At 72.4% G+C, this 21879-nt stretch carries 23 protein-coding genes; 12 read left to right on the forward strand and 11 right to left on the reverse strand.

What is annotated here, in order from left to right:
- Positions 1-239: 239 nt before the first annotated feature.
- The 4 genes from LUU90_RS22130 to LUU90_RS22145 all read right to left on the reverse strand — a co-directional run bounded on the left by LUU90_RS22130 (position 240) and on the right by LUU90_RS22145 (position 4094).
- Positions 240-1082: a TIGR03620 family F420-dependent LLM class oxidoreductase gene (locus tag LUU90_RS22130; protein ID WP_275006122.1), complete on the reverse strand. Its 843-nt coding sequence runs from the start codon at positions 1080-1082 to the stop codon at positions 240-242.
- A 197-nt stretch (positions 1083-1279) separates the two neighbouring features.
- Complete coding sequence (locus LUU90_RS22135; RefSeq protein WP_275006123.1) at positions 1280-1699, reverse strand: zf-TFIIB domain-containing protein; 420 nt, start codon at positions 1697-1699, stop codon at positions 1280-1282.
- 74 nt (positions 1700-1773) lie between these two features.
- A complete protein-coding gene (locus LUU90_RS22140; protein WP_275006124.1) occupies positions 1774-2970 on the reverse strand; it encodes a hypothetical protein in 1197 nt (398 codons plus the stop codon).
- 2 nt (positions 2971-2972) lie between these two features.
- Entirely contained in the window at positions 2973-4094 is a 1122-nt protein-coding gene (locus tag LUU90_RS22145) for an SPFH domain-containing protein (RefSeq protein WP_275006125.1), read from the reverse strand.
- Positions 4095-4274: 180 nt separating this feature from the next.
- Between LUU90_RS22145 and LUU90_RS22150 the strand changes: the two genes are divergently transcribed.
- Together LUU90_RS22150 and LUU90_RS22155 are read left to right on the forward strand one after the other, a co-directional pair.
- Positions 4275-5666, forward strand: a complete 1392-nt coding sequence (locus LUU90_RS22150; protein ID WP_275006126.1) for an SGNH/GDSL hydrolase family protein — start codon at positions 4275-4277, stop codon at positions 5664-5666.
- A gap of 156 nt (positions 5667-5822) precedes the next feature.
- A complete protein-coding gene (locus LUU90_RS22155; protein ID WP_275006127.1) occupies positions 5823-6206 on the forward strand; it encodes a universal stress protein in 384 nt (127 codons plus the stop codon).
- A 60-nt stretch (positions 6207-6266) separates the two neighbouring features.
- On the opposite strand, the gene LUU90_RS22160 is transcribed toward LUU90_RS22155, so the two are convergent.
- Positions 6267-7175, reverse strand: coding sequence for a ketopantoate reductase family protein (locus LUU90_RS22160; protein WP_275006128.1), 909 nt, complete (start codon positions 7173-7175; stop codon positions 6267-6269).
- Positions 7176-7232: 57 nt separating this feature from the next.
- Here LUU90_RS22160 and LUU90_RS22165 point away from each other — a divergent pair, with 57 nt between their 5' ends.
- Both LUU90_RS22165 and LUU90_RS22170 read left to right on the forward strand, forming a co-directional pair.
- Complete coding sequence (locus LUU90_RS22165; protein ID WP_275006129.1) at positions 7233-8393, forward strand: GTP 3',8-cyclase MoaA; 1161 nt, start codon at positions 7233-7235, stop codon at positions 8391-8393.
- Positions 8394-8460: 67 nt separating this feature from the next.
- Positions 8461-9789: a glycosyltransferase family 4 protein gene (locus LUU90_RS22170; RefSeq protein ID WP_275006130.1), complete on the forward strand. Its 1329-nt coding sequence runs from the start codon at positions 8461-8463 to the stop codon at positions 9787-9789.
- Here LUU90_RS22170 and LUU90_RS22175 read toward each other — a convergent pair.
- Positions 9755-10174: a molybdenum cofactor biosynthesis protein MoaE gene (locus LUU90_RS22175; protein ID WP_275006131.1), complete on the reverse strand. Its 420-nt coding sequence runs from the start codon at positions 10172-10174 to the stop codon at positions 9755-9757. The two genes, LUU90_RS22170 and LUU90_RS22175, sit on opposite strands and share 35 nt — an antisense overlap.
- 31 nt (positions 10175-10205) lie before the next feature.
- The gene (locus tag LUU90_RS22180; RefSeq protein ID WP_275006132.1) at positions 10206-11453 is read right to left on the reverse strand and encodes a molybdopterin molybdotransferase MoeA; all 1248 of its coding nucleotides are present in this window, start codon (positions 11451-11453) and stop codon (positions 10206-10208) included.
- An 82-nt stretch (positions 11454-11535) separates the two neighbouring features.
- Here LUU90_RS22180 and LUU90_RS22185 point away from each other — a divergent pair, with 82 nt between their 5' ends.
- Positions 11536-12174: a hypothetical protein gene (locus LUU90_RS22185; RefSeq protein ID WP_275006133.1), complete on the forward strand. Its 639-nt coding sequence runs from the start codon at positions 11536-11538 to the stop codon at positions 12172-12174.
- Between the two features lie 22 nt (positions 12175-12196).
- On the opposite strand, the gene LUU90_RS22190 is transcribed toward LUU90_RS22185, so the two are convergent.
- Positions 12197-12697 (reverse strand): dsRBD fold-containing protein, encoded by a 501-nt coding sequence (locus LUU90_RS22190; protein WP_275006134.1) that lies wholly within the window; start codon positions 12695-12697, stop codon positions 12197-12199.
- A gap of 95 nt (positions 12698-12792) precedes the next feature.
- Between LUU90_RS22190 and LUU90_RS22195 the strand changes: the two genes are divergently transcribed.
- The 3 genes from LUU90_RS22195 (at position 12793) to LUU90_RS22205 (ending at position 15901) form a co-directional block, all read left to right on the forward strand.
- Positions 12793-13818, forward strand: coding sequence for a S66 family peptidase (locus LUU90_RS22195; protein WP_275006135.1), 1026 nt, complete (start codon positions 12793-12795; stop codon positions 13816-13818).
- Between the two features lie 92 nt (positions 13819-13910).
- Positions 13911-14330, forward strand: a complete 420-nt coding sequence (locus tag LUU90_RS22200; protein WP_275006136.1) for an Hsp20/alpha crystallin family protein — start codon at positions 13911-13913, stop codon at positions 14328-14330.
- A 290-nt stretch (positions 14331-14620) separates the two neighbouring features.
- On the forward strand, positions 14621-15901 hold the full coding sequence (locus LUU90_RS22205; RefSeq protein WP_275006137.1) for a family 16 glycosylhydrolase: 1281 nt from the start codon (positions 14621-14623) through the stop codon (positions 15899-15901).
- A 101-nt stretch (positions 15902-16002) separates the two neighbouring features.
- Here LUU90_RS22205 and LUU90_RS22210 read toward each other — a convergent pair whose 3' ends face one another.
- Both LUU90_RS22210 and ddaH read right to left on the reverse strand, forming a co-directional pair.
- Entirely contained in the window at positions 16003-17031 is a 1029-nt protein-coding gene (locus tag LUU90_RS22210) for an ornithine cyclodeaminase (RefSeq protein WP_275006138.1), read from the reverse strand.
- Positions 17028-17972 (reverse strand): dimethylargininase, encoded by a 945-nt coding sequence (gene ddaH, locus LUU90_RS22215; RefSeq protein ID WP_275006139.1) that lies wholly within the window; start codon positions 17970-17972, stop codon positions 17028-17030. Before ddaH ends, LUU90_RS22210 begins: the two co-directional genes overlap by 4 nt.
- Before the next feature lie 102 nt (positions 17973-18074).
- Here ddaH and LUU90_RS22220 point away from each other — a divergent pair, with 102 nt between their 5' ends.
- From LUU90_RS22220 to LUU90_RS22230, 3 genes are all read left to right on the forward strand, one after another.
- Positions 18075-18512, forward strand: a complete 438-nt coding sequence (locus tag LUU90_RS22220; RefSeq protein WP_275006140.1) for an Lrp/AsnC family transcriptional regulator — start codon at positions 18075-18077, stop codon at positions 18510-18512.
- A 74-nt stretch (positions 18513-18586) separates the two neighbouring features.
- On the forward strand, positions 18587-19231 hold the full coding sequence (locus tag LUU90_RS22225; RefSeq protein ID WP_275006141.1) for a DedA family protein: 645 nt from the start codon (positions 18587-18589) through the stop codon (positions 19229-19231).
- 58 nt (positions 19232-19289) lie between these two features.
- Complete coding sequence (locus LUU90_RS22230) at positions 19290-20516, forward strand: MFS transporter (RefSeq protein ID WP_275006142.1); 1227 nt, start codon at positions 19290-19292, stop codon at positions 20514-20516.
- Here the strand turns inward: LUU90_RS22230 and LUU90_RS22235 are convergent.
- Positions 20415-21356 carry an AraC family transcriptional regulator gene (locus tag LUU90_RS22235; protein WP_275006143.1) on the reverse strand — a complete coding sequence of 314 codons (942 nt, stop codon included), beginning with the start codon at positions 21354-21356 and terminating at the stop codon, positions 20415-20417. The two genes, LUU90_RS22230 and LUU90_RS22235, sit on opposite strands and share 102 nt — an antisense overlap.
- A 117-nt stretch (positions 21357-21473) precedes the next feature.
- Between LUU90_RS22235 and LUU90_RS22240 the strand changes: the two genes are divergently transcribed.
- Positions 21474-21860, forward strand: coding sequence for a DUF1304 domain-containing protein (locus tag LUU90_RS22240; RefSeq protein ID WP_275006144.1), 387 nt, complete (start codon positions 21474-21476; stop codon positions 21858-21860).
- Positions 21861-21879 lie beyond the last annotated feature (19 nt).

Raw genomic sequence — 21879 nt, forward strand, 5'->3', positions numbered from 1 at the left:
CCCGGACCGGAGGAGGCGCAGAATCGCCCCACGCAGCCGACACCGGCGTGGACCCCGGCCGTCGGCATGGGCAACCCCAGCGGACGCATCCCACGCAGCCGCTACACGATCGGCTGCCATACCCGCCCCGACCGAGGAGCCATCGCCTACCGGCCCCCAGGGCAGCGTGGGTCGACCCACCCCAGGCACCGGCGACGGCAACCTCGGGCTGATCTCGCCTGGGCGGCAGACGACACGATCTACCGGGCCAGGGCCGGGTTCGCTGCAGCTACCGCGCGCGCCACCTCGATCGGGCCCGGCTGGGTGCCGTCGGAGAGGACGGACAACGCCACGTGATCAGCGCCGGCGTCCAGGTGTGCCCGCACACCCGCGACGATCGCGTCGGCGTCACCGACGGTCGCCACCGCATCGACCAGCTCGTCGCTCACGTCGGCGATGTCACGGTCGCCGAAGCCCATCCGGCGCATGTTCGCCGCGTACCCACCGACGTTCAGCAGGAAGCCCAGCATCCCGCGCACGGTCTGCCGGCCACGGTCCGCGTCGGTGTCCAGCACCACCGGCTGGTGCACCACCAGAGTCGCGTCCGGACCCAGGATCTCCCGGGCCCACGATGTGGCGCCGGGCGTCACGAGCATCGTGATCGCACCCGCGGCCCGCTCCCGAGCGAGCTCCAGCTTGCGCGGGCCGAGCGCCGCGACGAGCCGGCGGCCGGCAGGCACCGGCACGCCCGTCACGTCCAGCTCGTCGAGGAACGCGCGTAGCCCGGCGAGCGGCCGGGCCTCCCGCTGGGAAGCCCCGAAACCGGCGATGAACCGTGCCAGCTCGCCGTCGTCGAGGAGGCTGACAAGGCGGGCCACGGCCGCGGCTCCGTGGAGGTCCAGCGGGATGATCCCCGGGGCGACCACCACCTTCTCCGTCGCGCGCAGCAGCTCGACCAGCGGCTCCAGCGACTCCAGCTGACCGCCGGGCAGCCACAGCGTCGAGAAGCCCAGCCGTTCCGCCTCTGCGGCCTGCTCGATGTGGGCACGGTCGTCCGCCACGTTCAGCACCAGGCCCAGCGGCCCCAGCCCCAGCTCACTCATCAACGGCTCCCTCGCAGACCGCGGCCGGCGGCCGCTCGTCATGTCCTGCACGACGCTAAAACCTCAACCAAACCTCAGGTCAAGCCGATGCGGGGAAGCGCAAAAGTGCGCCTCTACCCAGCGATTCCGCCCGAACCGTCTCAGGGTGCGGGCCGAATCGCTGGGTAGAAGCGCACTTCCGGTCTGACGGCGCCCCGTCAGAAGTCGAAGAGGTCCTCCAGGAAGGACTCCTTGCGCTTCTTCTTGTAGCGCGGGTCGTACCGGCGGTCACCGTCGTACCGACGGTCGTCGTCGTACCGGCGGTCTCGGTCGCGGTCGTAGCGCCGGTCGTCGTCGCGGCGGCGGTCGTCGTAGCGCGGGTCGTAGGCCGGCTGCGGGGAGCCGTAGGGGCCCGCCTGCACGGGGTTGGGCACGGGCGGGGCCATCGGTGCCGGCGCCCCCGGGGCGGCCGGCGCGGGCCGGTTCTCCGCGGCGATCTCGGTCTCGACGGAGCGATCGATGACCTTGTCGAGCTCACCGCGGTCGAGCCACACGCCACGGCACGTGGGGCAGTAGTCGATCTCGATCCCCTTGCGCTCGGACATGACGAGCGTGGTCTGGTCGATGGGGCACAGCATCGTGGTCTCCTTGCGGTCGTCGTCTGCCGGTCACCCAACGGACGGCCTGGTCGTACGGTTCCGTGGCGCCCGGGTCAGACGCCCGGTCCCGCGTAGAGCCTCACGCTCTCACGAGACCCCGGATCACCCAACAGCGAGAGCCCCGAGTAGACGACGGTCGCCGAACCGCCGTCCTGGGCCGCCACCACCGCCCACACGATCGCGGCGATCACGACCAGCGCCGCGAGGACCGCGAACGTGATCTTCCAGGCCGACCACGGGCGCTCGCCCACCACCTCGGCGGTGCGTGCGTTGACCAGCACCTGGAACGGCTTGCCGCCGTACAGGTATGTGGCGATCCACACGGGCAGCAGGAGGAGCTTGTACGTCACCTCGGAGTAGCTGGTGTCGACGTGGTGCACCTGCTGCACGTCACCGCCGATGTCCCGCTCGCAGTCGTTCTCGATGACCGGAGCCATCTTGCCCTTGGCGACGTCCAGCCCGGCCTCGGGCTCGACGTCGTACCGCAGGGTCTCGTAGCCCGCGAGGTAGTCCGGCTGGTACGTCGCCGCCTGCTCCAGCGGCCACGGGCTGAGCTTGGCCAGGTGCTCGGGCATGACCCGCCGCGTCCCCGCGACCAGCACGTCGTCGAAGGCCCGCGCCACCGTGCCCCTGGCGGGGTACCAGCGTGTCTTCTGCACCTGCCGGGTCTGCGTCTGGCTGCGGCCCTCTGAGTCGGTGGTGGTGTAGGTCTCGGTGACCCAGTAGTGCTCGCCGCGCTGGCCCGTGTAGTGGGAGCGGGTCTGTGCGTCGAACGTCCAGTGCGGCAGGTAGACGCCGTGCGCCTGCTCCGCCGACACCACCTTCTTGAGCGCCGACGGCGCGAACCAGCGCGAGCGCACCCAGTTCTGCAGCGCGCCCTGCATGGTCGGCCGGTCGACCGCGAACGGAAGCACCGCCTCGGGCTGAACCAGCCCGAGCCCTTCGACCTCCGCGACCATCGGCGACCCGCAGAACCCGCACTTCTGGGACAGGTGGTCACTGGTCGTCATGGCGCCGCACGTGCCGCAGCGGTAGTCGTGCGTCGCCGGGGCGGCCGGACGCCGCATCGCGGCGAGGGCCGCGAAGTCGTGCTCGCGCACCTCGCCGCCGGCAGCCGCGACCTGCTGCGCGTGCCCGCAGTACGGGCAGGTCAGGGTCCCGGTCCCCGCGGCGAACTCGACGCTGGCCCCGCACTGCTCGCACGGGTAGGAGTGGTGGGCGGTGGTGCCGCCCCCGGTGAGCTCCGCCATCCTCAGGCCTGCGGCGGGAGTGGCGGCGGGGTGGCACCGAGGTGCTTCGCCACGTCGGGCACCGACGACGCCGGCTCCCAGCTCGCCATACCGGCGCGCCAGATCAGCGTGCCGGCCGTCAGCGTGCCGGCGGCGGCCTGAGCGGCCAGCGCGGCGTCGTCGAACGGACCGGTCTGCGCACCACCGTTACCGAGGTACCAGCCGGGCAGCGGCGGCGGGGCCGACGCCGCGGCGGGCTGGGCGGGTGCGGCAGGAGCCTGCTGGGCAGGCGGCACTATCGCGTTGCCCACCGACTGCCCCAGCCCCATGCCGATCACCGCACCGGCGCTGCCCCCGCCGTCGGCCGCCGCCTCCATCGCCTGGCCCGCCTGGAACTGCTGGAAGGAGGCCATGCTGCCGACGGTCCCGGAGGAGACGATGCCCATGGACGTGCGCTTGTCGAGCGCCTGCTCCACCTCGGGCGGCAGGGAGATGTTCTCGATGACGAAGTTCGGCACCGAGATGCCGAGCTCCGCGAGCTCCTCGGTGAGCTTGATCGCGAGCTGGTCGCCGATCCGCTCGTGGTGGGCGGCGAGCTCGATCACGGGGATGCCCGCGGACGCGAGCGCGCTCGCGAGGTGGCTCACGACGTTCTGGCGCAGGTACTCGTGCACCTCGTCGGTGCGGAACTGCGGGTCGGTGCCGACCAGCTCGCGCAGCAGCCGCTGGGGGTCGACCACGCGGGCGGCGAACGCGCCGAACGCGCGCACGCGCACCATGCCCAGCTCCGGGTCCCGCATCATGACGGGGTTCTTGGTACCCCACTTGAGGTCGGTGAACTGGCGGGTGCTGACGAAGTACACCTCTGCCTTGAACGGCGAGTGGAAGCCGTGCTTCCAGCCCTTCAGCGTCGACAGCACGGGCAGGTTCTGGGTCTCGAGCGTGTAGGTGCCGGGCTCGAACACGTCGGCGATCAGACCCTCGTTGACGAAGACGGCGGTCTGCGACTCGCGGACGACGAGCCGGGCGCCCATCTTGATCTCGTTCTGGTAGCGCGGGAACCGCCACACGATGGTGTCGCGCGTGTCGTCGAGCCATTCGACGATGTCGACCAGCTCACCCTTGATCTTGTCCAGCAGGCCCATGACGTGCTCCTCTTTCGCTCCTACCCGGGACGCTCGCCCGGACGCTGCAAGCACTCGGACCCTACAAGTCCGGCACACCAGCGGGGAACGAAAGAACGCCTTGACCCGCGTCGCCCGGCGTGCCTAGTTTCGGACGGGTGTGCCGCGGCCGGCGCGGCGCCACCGACCGGGGAGACGACGATGCCCGCTGGCGCGCGTCCCCGTCGCCGCCTCGTCGCCCTGGTCGTGGGGGCAACGCTCCTGGCCGGTGGGGGTGTCTCCGCCGGGATCCTGTTCTCGGACGGCCCGGACGCCGAGCCTGTCGCCGCGCCCGTCACCGCACCTACCGGGTCGGACACCGAAGTACCCGCCGTCGCGCAGGACCGGCGGCCACCACCGGCCGACGACGCGGTCAGCTGGGTCGGCACCTGGGCGACGGCTCCGACCGCGGTACCCGAGAGCGGCGTCGAGCGGCTCGAGGACGTGACGGTCCGGCAGGTGGTGCACCTGAGCATCGGCGGCGACCAGCTGCGGCTCCGGCTGACCAACGAGTTCGGCACGGAAGCCCTGATCCTGGGCGAGGTGCACGTCGCGGTCCGCGACGGCGACGACGGCACCGACATCGATCCGGCGAGCGACCGCACCGTCACGTTCGGTGGCGCGACGTCGGCGACCGTCCCTGCCGGCGCCCCGCTGGTGAGCGACCCTGTGGACCTGACCGTCGCGCCCGACTCCGACCTCGTCGTGAGCCTCTACCTGCCCGAGCCGACTGCCGCCGGCACGCTGCACAACTTCCCGTTCCAGCTGAACGCCGTGGCCGACGGCAACGTGACCGCCGAGACGTCCGTCGACCCGGTCCGCGAGCCGCAGCAGTGGCTGTTCCTGTCCGGGGTGAGCGTGGCGGCACCGCACCGGTCCGCGGCGGTCGTCACGCTCGGCGACTCCATCACGGACGGCGCGACGACCGTCGTCGGCGCCAACCACCGCTGGCCCGATTTGCTCAGCGACCGGCTGCTGGGCGCTCCTCGCCTTCCCGACCGCGGTGTGCTCAACGTCGGCATCTCCGGGAACCGGCTGCTCCGCGACCCGCACTCCGCGGCAGGCAGCGACGGCGAGTCGTTCGCCGCCTACTCGGGCCACTCCGGGCTGCGCCGCTTCGACCGCGACGTGCTGGCCCAGCCCGGCGCGAGATACGTGATCACCCTCCTGGGCGTCAACGACATCGTGCAGCCCGGCGGCCGGTCCGTGCCGGCCGACCAGACGGTCACGGCCCAGCAGTTGATCGACGGCCACCGCCAGCTCGTCGCCCGGACACGGTCTGCCGGGCTGTCCGTCTACTGCGGCACGATCCTCCCGTTCGGCGGCTCGTCCAGGTTCGACACCCCGGGGAACGAGGCCACGCGCGGCACGCTCAACGAGTGGATCCGGACCAGCGGGGAGTGCGACGCCGTCGTCGACTTCGACGCCGCCGTGCGTGATCCCGCCGAGCCGACGGCTCTGCTCCCCCGGTACGACAGCGGCGACCACATCCACCCGAACGATGCCGGCATGGCGGCGATGGCGGCGGCGGTCCCCCTGGGCCTGTTCCGCTGAACGCTCCGGTCGTCCGGTGCGACCCGGTCCGACCCTGATCAGCCGGCCCGGCGTCGTATCACGTGGCAGCACACGACTGCCACCTGCCCAGACATGTGAGAGAGTTTCACCAGCAGGGGTGACACCCGGCGAACCTGTCCGGAGGTGCAAGGACCGATGACCGTCCTCGTGGCGTACAACGAGTCACCCCAGGGTGAGGCCGCGATGCGCGCCGCCGTCGCCGAGGCGACGCGACGCAAGCAGGAGCTCGCCGTCCTCGTGCTGACACCACAGACGGGGCCGAAGGTCCCCGCGGCGCTCGCACATCTGCTCGACACCGTCCCCGGCAGCGTCACCGTCGCGCCGATCGTGTTCCGCGCCGAGCACGCCGACGTCGCCGACGCGATCGTCGACCAGGCAGAGGCGGTCTCGGCCGACCTCGTGGTCATCGGCTCGCGCAAGCACTCGTCGGTCGGCAAGTTCCTCGTCGGGTCGACGACGCAGCGGGTGCTGCTCGACTCCCCCGCCCCCGTCCTCGTGGTCAAGGCCGGCTACGCCTGACCCTGTCGCACTACCGGCAGCCGCACGGCCGGCAGCGGGTGTCCCGTGAGGCAGAGGTGGTCAGGACGCGGATTCGGCTTCCGCGACCCGGGCGCCGATCCGGCCGATGACGTCGTCCAGGACCGGGGTCGCGATGCCGTGCGCCGCCGCCCGGCGACGCACCGCTCCGCCGATGGCGTCGAGCTCGCCCTCCCTGCCTGTCTCGATGTCCGCCTGCAGCGACGACCGCATGGGTGCCGGGAAGCCACCGAGGATGCCGTGCAGGTCCTCACCCGTGGTCGGCACGCCCTCGGCGGTGGCGGCCGCGGCGATCTCGGCCAGCAGGCCGGACGTCAGTGCGGGGTCGCGGGTCAGCGCGTCGCCGATGCCGGTCGCCCAGGTCGAGGTCAGCAGCGCGAGGGGCGCGAGGAAGCGCAGCTTCTTCCACAGCACCTCGGCCTCGGACCCGCCGGTCAGCACCTCGATCGGGGTGTCCCGGAGCGCGGTGACCAGGCCGAGCTCGGCGGCGTCGTCGGGCACCACGGTCCGCAGCAGGGTCCCGCGGTGCCGGACCAGGGCCGGACCGAAGCCGCCCGCCCCGGTCCGCAGCGTCTCCCCGGCGATGGTGGCGCCGACCACCCGCGGGCCGGGCAGCGCCGCCCGCAGCACGTCGACGTGGTCCAGACCGTTGAGCAGGGACAGCACCTCGGTGGGCGCGGTGCCGGCGAGCAGCCGGGCGGCGTCGGAGACACCCTCCGCCTTGACCGCGACGATCACGCGCGCGCCGTGCGGAACCTCTGTCGCCGCGGCCAGCGGGGCGTGCCACGTCCCGAACTCGTCGGTCTCGATGTCGAGACCGTGCTCGGTGACCTGCCGGGCGGTCTTCTCCCGGGCGACGACCACGACGTCGTGCCCCGCCCGCTGAAGCATGCCCGCCACGAGGCCGCCGATCGCGCCGGGGCCGATGATCGCGATGAGGTTGTCCGTCATGGGCCATATCGTAGGCAGCCCGGCAGCGGGAGATTCGGGCTGGTCTAGTCTCTGGACATGGCACCTGTCACGCTCGGGATCCCGTCGGTCCGAGGCGTGCCCCGGCGCGCCACTCCCCCGGGCGGCAGGCCGCGTCCCGAGACGCCCCTGCTCGTCGACCGGTACGGACGCGTCGCGCGGGACCTGCGGGTCTCGATCACCACCGCGTGCTCGCTGCGCTGCACGTACTGCATGCCCGCCGAGGGCCTGCCCCTGGTGCCGCGCGACGAGCTGATGACGCCGGAGGAGATCGGCCGGCTCGTCGGCATCGGCGTGCGTGACCTCGGCATCCGCGACATCCGGTTCACGGGTGGCGAGCCGCTCATGCGACGCGACCTGGAGGAGATCATCGGCGCCGCACGTACGGCGGCCGACGCCGCGATGGCCGCGCCGCGTCCGGGCACGACGGTGGACGGCACGACGGCGAGCACGCCGACGCCGGCCGAGCGGGTCCGCATCGCCATGACCTCGAACGCGCTCGGGCTGGACAAGCGCGTGGACGCGCTGGTCGCGGCCGGGCTCGACCGCGTCAACGTCTCCCTCGACACGGTGGACCGGGAGGCGTTCGCGACCCTGACCCGGCGCGACCGCCTGGACGACGTGCTCAAGGGCATCCGCGCCGCGCTCGCCGCGGGCCTGGCTCCCGTCAAGATCAACGCGGTACTCCTGCCCGAGACCCTGACGGGCGCCGCCGACCTGCTCGCCTGGGCCGTGGAGCACGGCTGCAACCTGCGCTTCATCGAGGAGATGCCGCTCGACGCTGACGGACAGTGGACGCGGGACGATGTCGTGAGCGCCGCCGACCTGCTCGGCGTGCTGGGGTCACGCTTCACGCTGACCCCGGCGGGCCGCGAGGACCCCTCGGCCCCGGCGGAGGAGTGGATGGTGGACGACGGCCCGGCGACGGTCGGGATCATCGCGTCGGTGACCCGCTCGTTCTGCGGGGCCTGCGACCGCACCCGGCTGACCGCCGAGGGCACCGTCCGCTCGTGCCTCTTCGGCAACGAGGAGACCGACCTCAAGTCCCTGCTCCGGGCCGGCGCCACGGACGACGAGGTGGGCGACGCCTGGCGCGCCGCGATGTGGGCGAAGCCCCGCGCGCACGGCAGCGACGCCGTCGAGCTGGCGGCCGACGCGTTCGCGCAGACCGAGCGCAGCATGGGCGCCATCGGCGGCTGACCCCGCACCTGCCGAGCCCGGCCCGACCGTGCACGGGCCGGGGTCGCGGGCGTGGTTGAATTCCGGCGTGAGTACAGCGACCGACCGGCCGCACCGCATCATGATCGTGACCGACGCCTGGGAGCCGCAGGTGAACGGCGTCGCCACGGCACTGTCGCGCACGGTTGCCGAGCTACGCCGCATGGGCTGTGCCGTCGAGGTGGTCACGCCGTGGGACGGCTACCGGACCATCCCCCTGATCACCTACTCCGAGATCCGCGTGCCGATCATGGCGCGGGACGACGTCGAGCGGCGGTTCCTGGAGTTCGCGCCCGACGCGGTCCACATCGCCACCGAGGGTCCGCTCGGCTGGTACGCGCGCGCCGTCTGCGACCACTTCGGCTTCCCCTTCACCTCCAGCTATCACACCCAGTTCCCCGAGTACCTGACCGCTCGCTGGTCCTGGATCCCGCTCTGGGCCGGGTACCGGTACATGCGTACGTTCCACGACAAGTCGGGCCGCGTGCTGGTCACGACGCCGACCATGCGCGAGCAGCTCACCCACTGGCGTATCCGCAACGTGACGCCGTGGAGCCTCGGCGTGGACACCGAGCAGTTCCATCCCCGCCGTCGGGCGGCGGCGGACGCCGGGCGAGGCCACGGGGTGTACCGCGACCTGCCCGGCCCCGTCTTCCTGTACGTGGGGCGGCTGGCCGTGGAGAAGAACGTCGACGCGTTCCTCGCCCTGGACCTGCCCGGGTCGAAGGTGGTGGTGGGCGACGGCCCCGCACGGGCGGACCTCGAGGCCGAGCACCCCGACGCGCACTTCCGGGGGCGCCGGACGGGTGCGGACCTGGCCCAGCACTTCGCCGACGCCGACGTGCTCGTCTTCCCGAGCCGCACCGATACGTTCGGCCTGGTCATCCTGGAGGCGATGGCGTCGGGCACGCCGGTGGCCGGCTTCGACGCGCCGGGCCCGCGCGACCTCATCCCGGGCTCCGGCGCGGGCGCCGTCGACGACGACCTCCGGGCCGCTTGCCTCGCCGCGCTCGCCTGCTCTCGCGAGGACACCCGCCGGTACGCCGAGCTCTTCTCGTGGCGCGCGTGCGCCGAGGCCTTCTACGCCCAGCTCGACGTGCCGCCCCCGCCGGTACGGGAACGCATCTGGCGGCGGGGTATCCAGCGGCTGCCGAACATCAGCGTGAGCGTGCCGAGCCTGACCGGCTTCACCGTGACCGGGCTGTCGATGCCAAGTCTGACGCTCCGGTCGGCACGGGACCTGACCCACCGGATGCATCCGGCCCGGCTCCCCGAGCTGCTGCCGGACCGGATCCCCGGCAGCGACACGGTGCGCCGGGCGGCCAGCCGCGTGCGCCGGCTGGCTACAGACCGACCCACTCGGACTCGCCGTCGGTGAACTGCTGCTTCTTCCAGATCGGCACCTCGGCCTTGATGCGCTCCACCAGCAGGGAGCACGCCTCGAACGCCTCCTTGCGGTGCCCCGCCGACGCCGCCGCCACGAGCGCGACGTCCCCGACCTCGAGGTGCCCGTACCGGTGGGTCGCCGCCACCCGGAGGCCCGTCTCGGTGGCCACCACCTGGCACACTTTTTGTAGGACGGCGGTCGCGTCGGGGTGTGCCTCGTAGTCGAGGCTCGTGACGTGCCGACCGCCGTCGTCGTCCCGGACCACGCCGCGGAACGTCACCACCGCGCCGCACTCGGGCGCCGCCACAGCGGCCTCGACGGCCCGCCCGACCGCGTCGTCGAGCGCGTCCTGCGTCACGCGTACCACCTGGTCCATCAGCACTCCCTCACCTGTGCCGGGCACGACGTCACAGCGGCCATGTGGCCACCTCGGCACCCTCGTCGAGCCTAGTCGCGGTGGCGGGGACGTCGATCAGCACGTCCGCGGCGGCCATCGACGCCACGAGGTGCGACCCCGGCCCGCCGACGACGGCGACCCGCGCTCCGGCGGCGACGCCGCCGACCCAGCGTCCGCGCAGGAGCTGACGCTTCCCGTCCGGCGAGGCGACGGCCGCGTCGAGCACCGCGGGCACCTGCTCCACGGGTGGCAGGCCGCCGGCCTGGCGCAGGATGTCGCGGAGGAACACGACGAACGAGACCTGCGCGCTGACGGGGTTGCCCGGGAAGGCCAGCACCGGCGTGCCGGCGACCCGCCCAAGACCCTGTGGCCCGCCGGGCTGCATCGCCACCGAGCGGAACGTGATCTCCGGCAGGGCGTCCTTGACCACCTCGTACGCGCCCTGGCTGACGCCGCCGGTGGTGAGCACGACGTCGCACAGCGCCGCCGCGCGCTCCAGGCCCATGCGCACGATCTCCGCGTCGTCGGGGACGCTCAGGCGCAGGCCCACATGCCCGCCCGCCGCGCGGATGGCGGCCGCGAGCGCCGGTCCGTTGGCGTCCCAGATCTGGCCGGGGCCGGGTTCGCCGTCGGGCGCGACGAGCTCGCTCCCTGTCGAGACGACGGCCACCGACACCGGCGTACGAACGGCCAGCCGGGTGATGCCGCACGCGGCAGCGGCGGCCACGTGGTGCGGCGCCAGGACCGTCCCGGCACGCAGCACGACTGCGCCCTCGGCGACGTCGGACCCGGGCTCCCGGACGAACTCCCCCGGCTTCCGCCCGCGGACCACCTCGACCGTGGCCGACGAGGCGGACGAGTCGTCATGGACGCCGTTGAAGGTGATGTGGTCGGTGTCCTCGACGGGGACCACGGCGTCGGCGCCGTCGGGTACCGGTGCTCCGGTCATGATGCGGACCGCGGTGCCGGGCTCCAGCGGGGCCGGCTCGCCGGGCGCCGCGGCGACGTCCCCTACGACAGGCAGGGTGACGGGCGCGCCCGGCCCGGCCGGGGCGACGTCGGCGGCACGCACCGCGAAACCGTCCATCTGCGAGTTGCGGAAGCGGGGCAGCGGCACGGGGGCGACGACGTCACCTGCCAGCACCCGCCCGAGCACCTCCCGGTGGATCGATACCTCTTCCGTGGGCCGGTCGGCGAGCTCCGCGAGGAGCTCTGCGACGTCGGCCCGATGCTGTTCCACGTCAACGCGCTCGCTCATGTCCGCAACCTACCCGGGACGACCCGGGCGAAGCACACCCGCTGCTCTGGCGCCCGGGCGGTACCGGGCGCCAGAATCGACCATGCACATCCACGCACTGAGCAACAACGGGACGACGCCCGACGGCGCTCTCGTGCGCCGGGAGTCACAGTCCCCGGACGGGCTGCGGGTCCTCGACTCGGCGCTCGCCATGCGGCCCACTCCCGACGTCGTGCTGCGGGCCCGGCAGCGGGTCGAGTACGACGGCAACGTGCGTAACTGGGTGCGGTACTCCCTGCAGCGTGAGCCCGGCGGCGTGGACGTCGTGTTCGAGCGCGCCGACCTGCCGCCGGGGGTGGGGAACGGTGTGCCCTCGTTCGCGCGGTACCTCCTGGTGCTGGAGCTCGCGACGGTCGGTGCGTGGGTCGAGTACACCCAGCTCGACGACTCCGACCCGACGCGGACACGGCACGCACTGCTGATCCGCACCGACACGCAGCCGCTCCTGCTGCCGGACGGCGTCTCGACGTCGGCGATGCGCATCGACCAGCTCCTCGACGGCAGCCCCGCCAACGCGTTCTGGTGCGACAACTTCGGGGTGCTCCAGGCGGACTACATCGAGACGTTCCCCGACGGCAGCCAGATCAGCGGCATCTCGTGGCGCACCACCTGGGAGGGCATCGAGCCGTGGCTCGACGCCGAGGTGCGGGGCGCGCTGGACGCCTCAGGCATCCTGACGTAGCCGCCGGCGCCGGGCGGCCGGGCTACTTGTGCACGTGCGCCCGGTGCCCGACCGCCGCGGAGACGTCCTGCTCGGCCACGGCGAGCAGACGGTCGGCCAGCCGCCTCAGCGCCCGGCCCGCGGCGATCTCGTCGCCGATCAGGGGCACCTCCGGGTCCTCGGGCGACTTCCTGGCGTGCCCGACGGCGCGCAGCGCGTCCGGCGGACCGTTCATGACCGTCGCCTCGGCCGTCGTGCTGCCGCCCGACTCGACCACCGTGATCCGCACGTCCCAGGTGAGCGCCCGCCCCTGCCGTGGCTCCTCGGCGGACCCGGCCTGCTCACCGCGTGCCGCCCGGGCGTCCGGGTCGACGAACGTGTCCGAGCCGGGGTAGACGAGCGTCTCCTCACCGGTGTCGGACCACCTGACCCGGTAGGGCGGTGAGCCGTCGTCGTGGGGGCACTCGGTAACGACGCCGTCGCGCACCGCACCGCCCACCACTCCCGAGGCCGTGACTATCCGGTCACCAACAGCTGCCTTCATGGGGTCCTCCTCGCGTCGCTGCGATCGGTTCCATCATCTCTCGGGTTCCGGAAAAGCGTGCGCCGACGTCGGCCGCGCCGACCTAGGCTGCGGGCATGTCAGCGCGCGTACCGACCGTCGTCCCGCCCAGGCTCCGCTCCGGCGACACCGTCCGGGTGGTCGCGCCCGCGCGGTCGCGCGCGATGATCATGGAGCACGACAACACCCGGTGGATCGACGAGCGGTTCGCCGCCATGGGACTCACCCTCACGTTCGGCGAGCATGTCGACGAGGACGACCAGTTCCGCAGCGGCTCCATCGAGCACCGGGTGGCCGACCTGCACGCCGCGTTCGCCGACCCCGGCGTGGCCGGGATCCTCACGGTGATCGGCGGGTTCAACAGCAACGAGCTGTTGCCCCACCTGGACTTCGACCTGATCTCCGCCCACCCGAAGGTCTTCTGCGGTTACTCCGACATCAGCGCGCTGCAGAACGCGATCCTGGCCCGCACCGGCCTGGTCACCTACTCGGGCCCGCACTGGTCGAGCTGGGGCATGCGCGACCACTTCGAACCCACCGGGGACTGGTTCCGTGCGGCCGTCATGGACGACGCCCCGATCGTCGTGGAACCCGCGGCGGCCTGGACCGACGACCTGTGGTTCGCCGACCAGGACACCCGCACCCCGGTGCCGAACGCGGGCTGGTGGGCGCTGCGCCCCGGACAGGCCACGGGCCGGATCGTCGGGGGCAACCTCAGCACGCTCGGCCTGCTGCAGGGCACCGGCTACATGCCGTCGCTCGACGGCGCGCTCCTGTTCCTCGAGGACGACTTCGAGTCCGATGCGGCCCACGTCGCGCGCCACCTCACCTCGCTGCTCCAGCTGCCCGACGCCGAGGGCGTCACCGGGCTCGTCGTCGGCCGGTTCCAGAGCAGCTCGGGCGTGTCCCGTGCGGCGCTCGACGAGATCGTCGCGCGGCAGCCCGCACTGCGCGGCAAGCCGGTCCTGGCCGGTGTGGACCTCGGGCACACGAGCCCGCTGCTCACGTTCCCGGTCGGCGGCGAGGCGGAGCTCACGGTCGGGGCGGACGGCGGTTCGGACGGCGCCGCCGTCGGCACGAAGCTGACGATCACGCGTCACTGATCCCTGCCGTCGTCCGCCGTCGGCGAACCCGGAAATTGAGTCGGGTCGACTCAGGTTGAACCTGACATCGATCCCATCCGGAGGAGAACATCATGACCACCGTTCTGACCCGTTCACCGTTCGCCCGCACCTGGGTCCGTGACCCGTGGAGCCCGCAGCTCGCCGTCACCGAGGGCCCCGTGCCCGCGGCCGACGTCTACCGCGAGGGCGAAGACCTCGTCGCCCGCCTCGACCTGCCGGGTGTCGACCCGGTAGACGACATCACCGTCGAGGTCGAGGGGCGCAAGCTCGTCGTCCGCGGCGAGCGCAAGGACCAGCGTTCGGAGGAGTCCGAGGGCCGTCGCATCTCGGAGGTCCGCTTCGGCTCCTTCCGCCGCACGGTCACGCTGCCGAAGACCGTGGACGGCGACGTCGTCCGCGCCTCCTACGACGCCGGCGTCCTGACGGTCACCGTGCCGGGCGTCTTCGCCGGCACCACGCCGCAGCGCATCGAGGTCACCACCGCCGCCTGATCACCTCAGCGGCCCCATGGACGGCGCCCGACCGCACCCGCGGCCGGGCGCCGTCCGCGTGTCCGGGAAGGTCCGGCGCGTGGCGGGCGTGGGACGGCGTCGGGGGAAACACGTATCTGCTCAACAGGCCGTTGTGCGCCGCCGCGTGGCGCCGATACTTTTCGTTGACACTGTTTCGTCACCACTCACGCATCGCCCGTGACACACCGGAGTGCACGCGCGACTGCCGCAGCTATGCCTGACGCGCGGTTCCGCGTGCCGGGAGAGACATGTTCGCGAAGGAGCGTTCGATGCGTAGCACGAGACACCGCACCACCCGCGCCGGCCTGACGGCGGCGGCGGTCCTGACCCTGGTCCTGTCTGCCTCGCTCGTGACGTCCGCCGCGGCGGCACCGAAGGCACCCGACCGCGGGGCCGCGCCGGACGCCGAGGCCGCACAGGCCGCGGCCCAGGCAGCCGCCCTGACCTGGTCGGACGAGTTCAACGGCGCGGCCGGCAGCGCCCCCAACGGCGCGAACTGGAACTTCGAGACCGGTGCGGGCGGCTGGGGCAACAACGAGCTGCAGAACTACACCAGCTCACGGAACAACTCGGCGCTGGACGGCAACGGCAACCTGGTCATCACGGCCCGCCAGGAGGGCAGCGGCTACACCTCGGCCCGGCTGACGACCAAGGGCAAGGTGCAGCCGCAGTACGGCCGCCTGGAGGCGCGGATCAAGATCCCGCGCGGGCAGGGCATCTGGCCCGCGTTCTGGATGCTGGGCGGTCAGTTCCCGGGCACGCCGTGGCCGAACTCGGGCGAGATCGACATCATGGAGAACATCGGCCGCGAGCCCAACCGGGTGCACGGCACGCTGCACGGTCCGGGCTACTCGGGGGCCAACCCCGTCACCGGGTCGTACGCGCACCCGCAGAACTGGTCCTTCGCCGATGACTTCCACACGTTCGCCATCGACTGGAGCCCCAACTCCATCACCTGGCTGGTGGACGGGAACGCCTACCAGACGTTCACCCCGGCGAACACGGGCAGCAACCCCTGGGTCTTCAACCAGCCCTTCTTCTTCATCCTGAACGTCGCCGTCGGCGGCAACTGGCCGGGATACCCCGACGGGAGCACCCAGTTCCCCCAGCAGATGGTCGTGGACTACGTGCGTGTCTACGACTCCACGGGCGGCGGCGGTGGGAGTCGCACCGGCACGGTCACCGGCAGCAACGGCATCTGCCTCGACGTCGCCGGGGCGGCCACGGCCAACGGCACGCCCATCCAGCTCGCCCGCTGCAACGGCAACGCGGCCCAGCAGTGGACCGTCGGCTCGGACGGCACCGTCCGCGCCCTGGGCAAGTGCCTCGACGTGGCCGGCGGCGGCACCGCTGCTGGCACCGCCGTCCAGCTCTGGGACTGCAACGGGACCGGCGCCCAGCAGTGGAGCCACACGAGCGGCACCCAGGCGCTGCGCAACCCGCAGTCCGGACGCTGCCTGCAGCCCGTCGGCCGGGTACAGAACGACGGCACCCGCACCGAGATAGCCAACTGCGACGGGAGCGCCGTCCAACGCTGGACCCTCCCGTAACGGGCCGCTCTCCTTCATCCCGTTGAGTGCTGGCTATTTGTGGTCAAAGAGGCTCTGAGACCACAGATAGCCAGCACTCAACGAGCGGGGGTGGTGACTGGTCAGGCCTCCGCCACCAGGGAGAACAGGTCCTTCGGATCCTCCGGCTCCGCGATCAGGTCGAGGTGCTGCAGCAGCTCCGGCGCGTTCGTGGTGACGTCGTCGAGCACGAACTTCAGCGCCGTCCAGTCCTCCACGGCGAACCCGACGGAGTCCCAGACGACCAGCTCGTCCTCGCTCCGGCGGCCCTGCGCGGCGCCGGTGATGACCTGCCACAGCTCGGTGACCGGGAAGTCCGCCGCCTGCCGCTGGATCTCGCCCTCGATGCGGGTCTGCTCGGGGAGCTCCACGAACACGCTGGCGCGGGCGACGATCGCCGGGTCCAGCTCGGTCTTGCCCGGGCAGTCGCCACCGATCGCGTTGATGAAGACGCCGCCGGTCACGTCGGCGTCGTGCAGCACCGTCGCGTTCTGCTTGTCCGCCGTGCAGGTGGTGATGACGTCGGCGCCGCGGGCCGCGTCAGCGGCGTCGTCGGCCAGGACGACGTCGAAGCCGAGCGCCTTGGCGTGCCGCGCGAGCTTCTCCATGGCGAGCGGGTCGACGTCGAAGACGCGCAGCGTCTCGATGCCCAGCTCCGCGCGCATGCCGAGCGCCTGGAACTCGGCCTGCGAGCCGCAGCCGATCAGCGCGAGGGTGCGGGACCCGGCCGGTGCGAGGTAGCGGGCGGCGAGCGCCGACGTCGCCGCGGTGCGCAGTGCGGTGAGCAGCGTCATCTCGGCGAGGAACGTCGGGTAGCCGTTGCCGACGGAGGCGAGCATGCCGATCGCCGTCACCGTCTGGAAGCCGTTCACCGGGTTGAGCGGGTGCCCGTTGACGAGCTTGAACCCGTAGGTCTCGTCGTCGGAGGTGGGCATGAGCTCGATGACGCCCTCCTTCGAGTGCGACGCGATGCGCGGCCGCTTGTCGAGCTCGGGCCAGCGGGCGAAGTCACGTTCCAGGGCGTCGGTGAGTGCGGCGATGGCGGCCTCGGGGCCACGGCGCGCCACCCAGCGTGCGGTGGCGGCGACGTCGAGGTACGGGACAGTGGTCATCGCTTGCTCTCCTGTGTGGTGGTCGTGCCGAGGGTGATCGCTGCCGCGTCGTCGGACGCCGGGCGCAGCTCGAGCGTGCAGCACTTGACCGAGCCGCCGCCCTTGAAGATCTCGGACAGGTCGATGCCGACGGGGACGAACCCGCGCTCCTTGAGGGCATCGGCGTAGTCCCTGGCGCGGTCGCTGAGGAACACGTGCAGCCCGTCGGAGACGACGTTCAGGCCGAGCACCGCGGCATCCTCGGCGCCGACCAGGATGGCGTCGGGGAACAGGCGGCGCAAGGTCTCCTGCGCGGCGGGGCTGAACGCCTCGGGGTGGTAGGCGACGACGGTCTCGCCGGAGACGGCGCCGTCGTCGAGCACCGAGAGGGCCGTGTCGAGGTGGTAGTAGCGCGGGTCGACGAGCTCGAGCGGGACCAGCTCGATGCCCTGCTCGGCGAGCTCCAGGCGCTCGGCGACCTCGGCGTGGCCGGCGGGCGTGGTGCGGAAGCCGGTGCCCGCGAGCAGCAGCTTGCCGATGAGGAGCAGGTCGCCCTCGCCCTCCATCGTCTCGACGGCCTCGCCGAGCCGGCGGTAGCCGGCGGCGGCGTCGGTGCCGAACCAGCGGTCGTACGCGGGGCCCTCGGCCGCGCGCTCGGGGAAGGTGAACCGGGCGGCGAGCGCCCGTCCGCCGACGACGATGCCGCCGTTGGCCGCATAGACCATGTCGGGCAGGCCGGGCTCGGGCTCGATGACGTCGACCCGGTGGCCGCGGGCCTCGTAGGCGGCGCGGAGCGCCTCCCACTGGGCGAGCGCCTTGGCGGTGTCGACCGGCGAGGACGGGTCCATCCACGGGTTGATGGCGTAGACGACGTCGAAGTACGTGGGCGGGCACATGAGGTAGTGCCGCGGCGTGGCGATCCGCTGTGCGGTGGTCTGCGGTATCGCGGTGGTCTGCGTCATGTCGTGAGGCTATGTCCGCACTGATTCACAACAGGCACGCTTTCGTTGCGCATTCAGCAGTGGTTTCTTGCGCAATCGCCCGCTGTACTGAACGATTCGTTCATGGATGCTGTCAACCGTGCGATCGTGGGGGAACTGCTGCGTGACGGGCGAGCCACGTACCAGGAGGTCGGCAACGTCGTCGGGCTGTCCGCCCCTGCCGTGAAACGACGCGTGGACCTCATGATCACCCGTGGGGAGATCGCGGGTTTCACCGTACGGGTGGACCCGCAGGCGATGGGCTGGACGCTGGAGGGTTACGTCGAGATCTTCTGCTCGGGCATCGTGTCGCCCGCGGTGCTCGAACGTGACTTCGCCCCGATCCCGGAGGTCGTGCGGGTCTCCACGGTGACCGGCGACGCCGACGCGATGGTGCACGTCATGGCCGCGAACATGGAACAGATCGAGCACGTCGTGGAGCGCATCCGGACCGTCACGCACGTGGTCAAGACCCGCACCGCGCTCGTGATGTCACGGGTGGTGGACCGGCCGGGCGCCTGACACACCGCGCCGGGGGCACTACGCCTTAGGGTGTCCTAACAGGACTTTCCTGAGCGGACCGGAGGGCGCCCCCGATGATCAGAACCACGGTCTCCGACGACGTCGCCGGCTGGCTCGACGTGCTCGGACCGATCGCGTTCTACCTGGTCGTCTGGGGCCTCGTGTTCGTGGGCACGGCGTTCTTCGTCGGCGTCTTCATCCCGTTCCTCACCGGGGACGGTCTGCTGTTCGGCGCCGGGATCGTGGCCGGCAGCACGGATCGCATCGACATCTGGGTGCTCGCGATCGGCGTCGGCGTCGCGGCGGTGGCGGGTGACCAGGTCGCGTTCCTCCTGGGTCGCAGATACGGGCGGCCGTACCTGAGCTCCCGGAAGGGCCGCTGGGTGCAGTCGATGGTCGCGCGCACCGAACGGTTCTACGAGCTGTTCGGCTGGTGGTCCGTGGTGATCGGCCGCTACATGCCGTGGGCGCGGGTCTTCGTCCCGGTGATCGCGGGCATCGGCGGCATGCCCTACCTGCGCTTCCTCACGGCGAACGTCTTCGGGGCGGTCACCTGGGGTGTGCTCATCACGGTGCTCGGGTACTTCGCGGCGTCCGACCCGTCCGTGCGCCCGATCGCGTACGTGGTGGCGGGCGTGGTCATCGCGGCGTCGGTGGTCGCGGGCATCCGTGCCTGGCGCCAGGACCGGGCGGGTCGCACCGCAGCCGCAGCCGGTTGATCAACAGGGGCCGCCGTGCGATCAACAGCCGTGCACGGGGCGCGCGCAGGCTGGGAGCATGCCCACCCAGAGCACCACGTCGCCCGACGTGCCCGCACAGTCCTCGCCGCTGAGCGCATCAGCCGGTGCGCCCCCGAACACCTCCGCGAGCTCCCCGGCCCGCACCGCCTGGACACCCGTCATCGCGCTCTCGTTCGGGATCGCGATCCTGGTCGCGAGCGAGTTCCTGCCCGCGAGCGTGCTGCCGGGCCTCGCCGCCGACATCGGCGTGACCGAGGGCACGGCGGGCCTGGCCGTCGCCGCGACGGCGATCGCCGGAGCCTTCACCGCGCCGAGCATCGCCGTGCTCCTCCCCCGGGCCGACCGGCGCAAGGTCATGCTCGGACTGCTCGCCGCCGCCGCCGTGTCGAACCTCGCGGTCGCTGTCGCACCCAGCTTCGCGGTGCTGCTGATCGGCCGCCTCCTGCTCGGTGTCGCGATCGCCGGGTACTGGTCGTTCGCCTTCGGCGTCGGCACCTACGCCGCCCCCGGCAAGGATCGCCTGGTGTCGTCAGCCATCTCGTTCGGCGTCAGCATCGCGACGGTGCTCGGTGTCCCGCTCGGGTCGATCGTCGGCGACGCCGTCGGCTGGCGGGCGGCGTTCGCGGGCGCCGCCGTCCTCTGCGCGGTCAGCGCGGTCGCGCTCGCGATCGCCCTGCCCTCCGTCCCGGCACACCCGACGGCGGGCCTGCAGATGCTGCGCGAGGCCCTGCGCAGCACCCGGCTGATGGCCGGGATCGGTTGCGTGGTCCTGGTCGCCTTCGGCAACTTCGCCGCGTACCCGTACATCCGCCTCGCGATCGACCGCATCGACCCCGGCGCCACCACCTGGATGCTGCTGGCGTGGGGCGCCGGCGCCGTCACCGGCACGATCGTGGCCGGGATGCTCGCGCGCTGGCTGCGCCCGCTGGCCGGGGCGGCGCCGATCGCACTCGGCATCGCCCTGGTGCTCACGGCGAACGCCTCGTCCGTGCCGATGCTGGCCGTCGCGGTGGTCCTGTGGGGCTTCTCGTTCAACATGATCCCCGTCATCGTCCAGCTCTGGGGCTCCCGGGTCGAGCCGGAGCGGACGGAGTCGGCGATGGCGCTCAGCGTCACGGCCTTCCAGGTGGCGATCACCGCGGGCTCCGCGCTGGGCGGGCTGCTACTGGACGGGTACGGCGTCCGGCCACTGCTGCTGGTCGGCGCGGGGGCGGCGGTGGCGGCGGGGCTCGGCTGGGCGCTCCTGCGGATACCCCGCGCCTGACGCCGTCCGCGTGAACGGGGCGCTCGCTCCCGGCACGCCGGGAGCGAGCACGGCGGGGTCGGGCGCCACGGCACCGGGCCCCGCCGTCGCCGGTGCGGTGCGCCACGCGAGCGGTGAGACGCCGTGGTCCGCGGCGAACGCCCGGCTGAACGCCGCGACCGAGCCGTAGCCCACCTCGAACGCGACCCGGGTGACCGCCAGGCACTGCTCGGTGAGGAGCGTGCGGGCCCGGTGCATCCGCACCTCGCGCAGCATCCGCATCGGGCTGTGCCCGGTCGCCCGGCGGAACCGCTCGGTGAGCGCCGAGCGGGACAGGTGCACCAGGGCGGCCATCCGGTCGAGGGTCCACCGCTCGCCCGGGCTCGCCGCGAGGGCGGCGACCACCTCGGCGACCTGCGGGTCGGCGGGGACGCGTGCGCCGTCGACCTGGCCGCCGACGGTCTCGGCCGGTCGGGACATGACGGAGATCGCCGCCCCGATGAGGCTGGCGTAGGCCGCCGCGAACCGGTCGGACCTGCACCGCACCGACAGCTGACAGGTGGTCACGAGGGCGACGACGCCGCGGTGCTCGTCGCCGAACCCGCGCATCACCAGCGGGTTCGGCCAGGGCGCGGCGGGGGCCTCTCGCCGGAGGTCCCCGTGGACGAGGTCGGTGTCGACGTCGGCGGTGAGCCGGTATGCCGTTCGAGGGTCGACGAGCACCGCGTCGCCGGGCAGGATCGTCCGGCGGTCACCCGCCGTCTCGAGCGTCGCGGCCCCGGACAGGACCAGGGCCCACAGGGCACCGGACCGCACCAGGGTCGCGTCAGCAGGCAGCTGCTCGCGCTTCAGCGTCGTCATGTCCCATTCCATACGAAGCGGAGCCACGAACGCGCGCAGGCTATTCCCGAACGGGCGATCAGGTACGGCCGTGCCCTGACATACTGCGCGTGACACGCCCGCAGCGAAGGAGCCCCCATGCTGATCGTCGGTCTCGTGCTCGCGGGGATCGCCGCCCTCGTCCACGTCTACATCTTCTACCTGGAGTCCTTCGCCTGGACCGACCGGAAGACGCTGGCGGTGTTCGGGATGACGGCGGAGCAGGCCGAGGCGATGCGGCCCATGGCCCTGAACCAGGGTTTCTACAACCTGTTCCTCGCGGTCATGACCGGCATCGGCATCACTCTCACAGCCACCGGGTCGACGGCGGTGGGCGCGGCCCTCGTCCTCGCCGGTGCCGGCTCGATGGTCGCGGCGGCGCTCGTGCTGGTGATCTCGGACCCGACCAAGCGCGGCGCGGCACTGAAGCAGGGCCTCGTCCCGCTGCTGGGCGTCGTCGCGGTGATCGTCGGCCTGACGGTCTGACCCGCCTCGTCCGGGCCCT

This window comes from Promicromonospora iranensis (assembly GCF_028994775.1).
Classification (GTDB): domain Bacteria; phylum Actinomycetota; class Actinomycetes; order Actinomycetales; family Cellulomonadaceae; genus Promicromonospora; species Promicromonospora iranensis_A.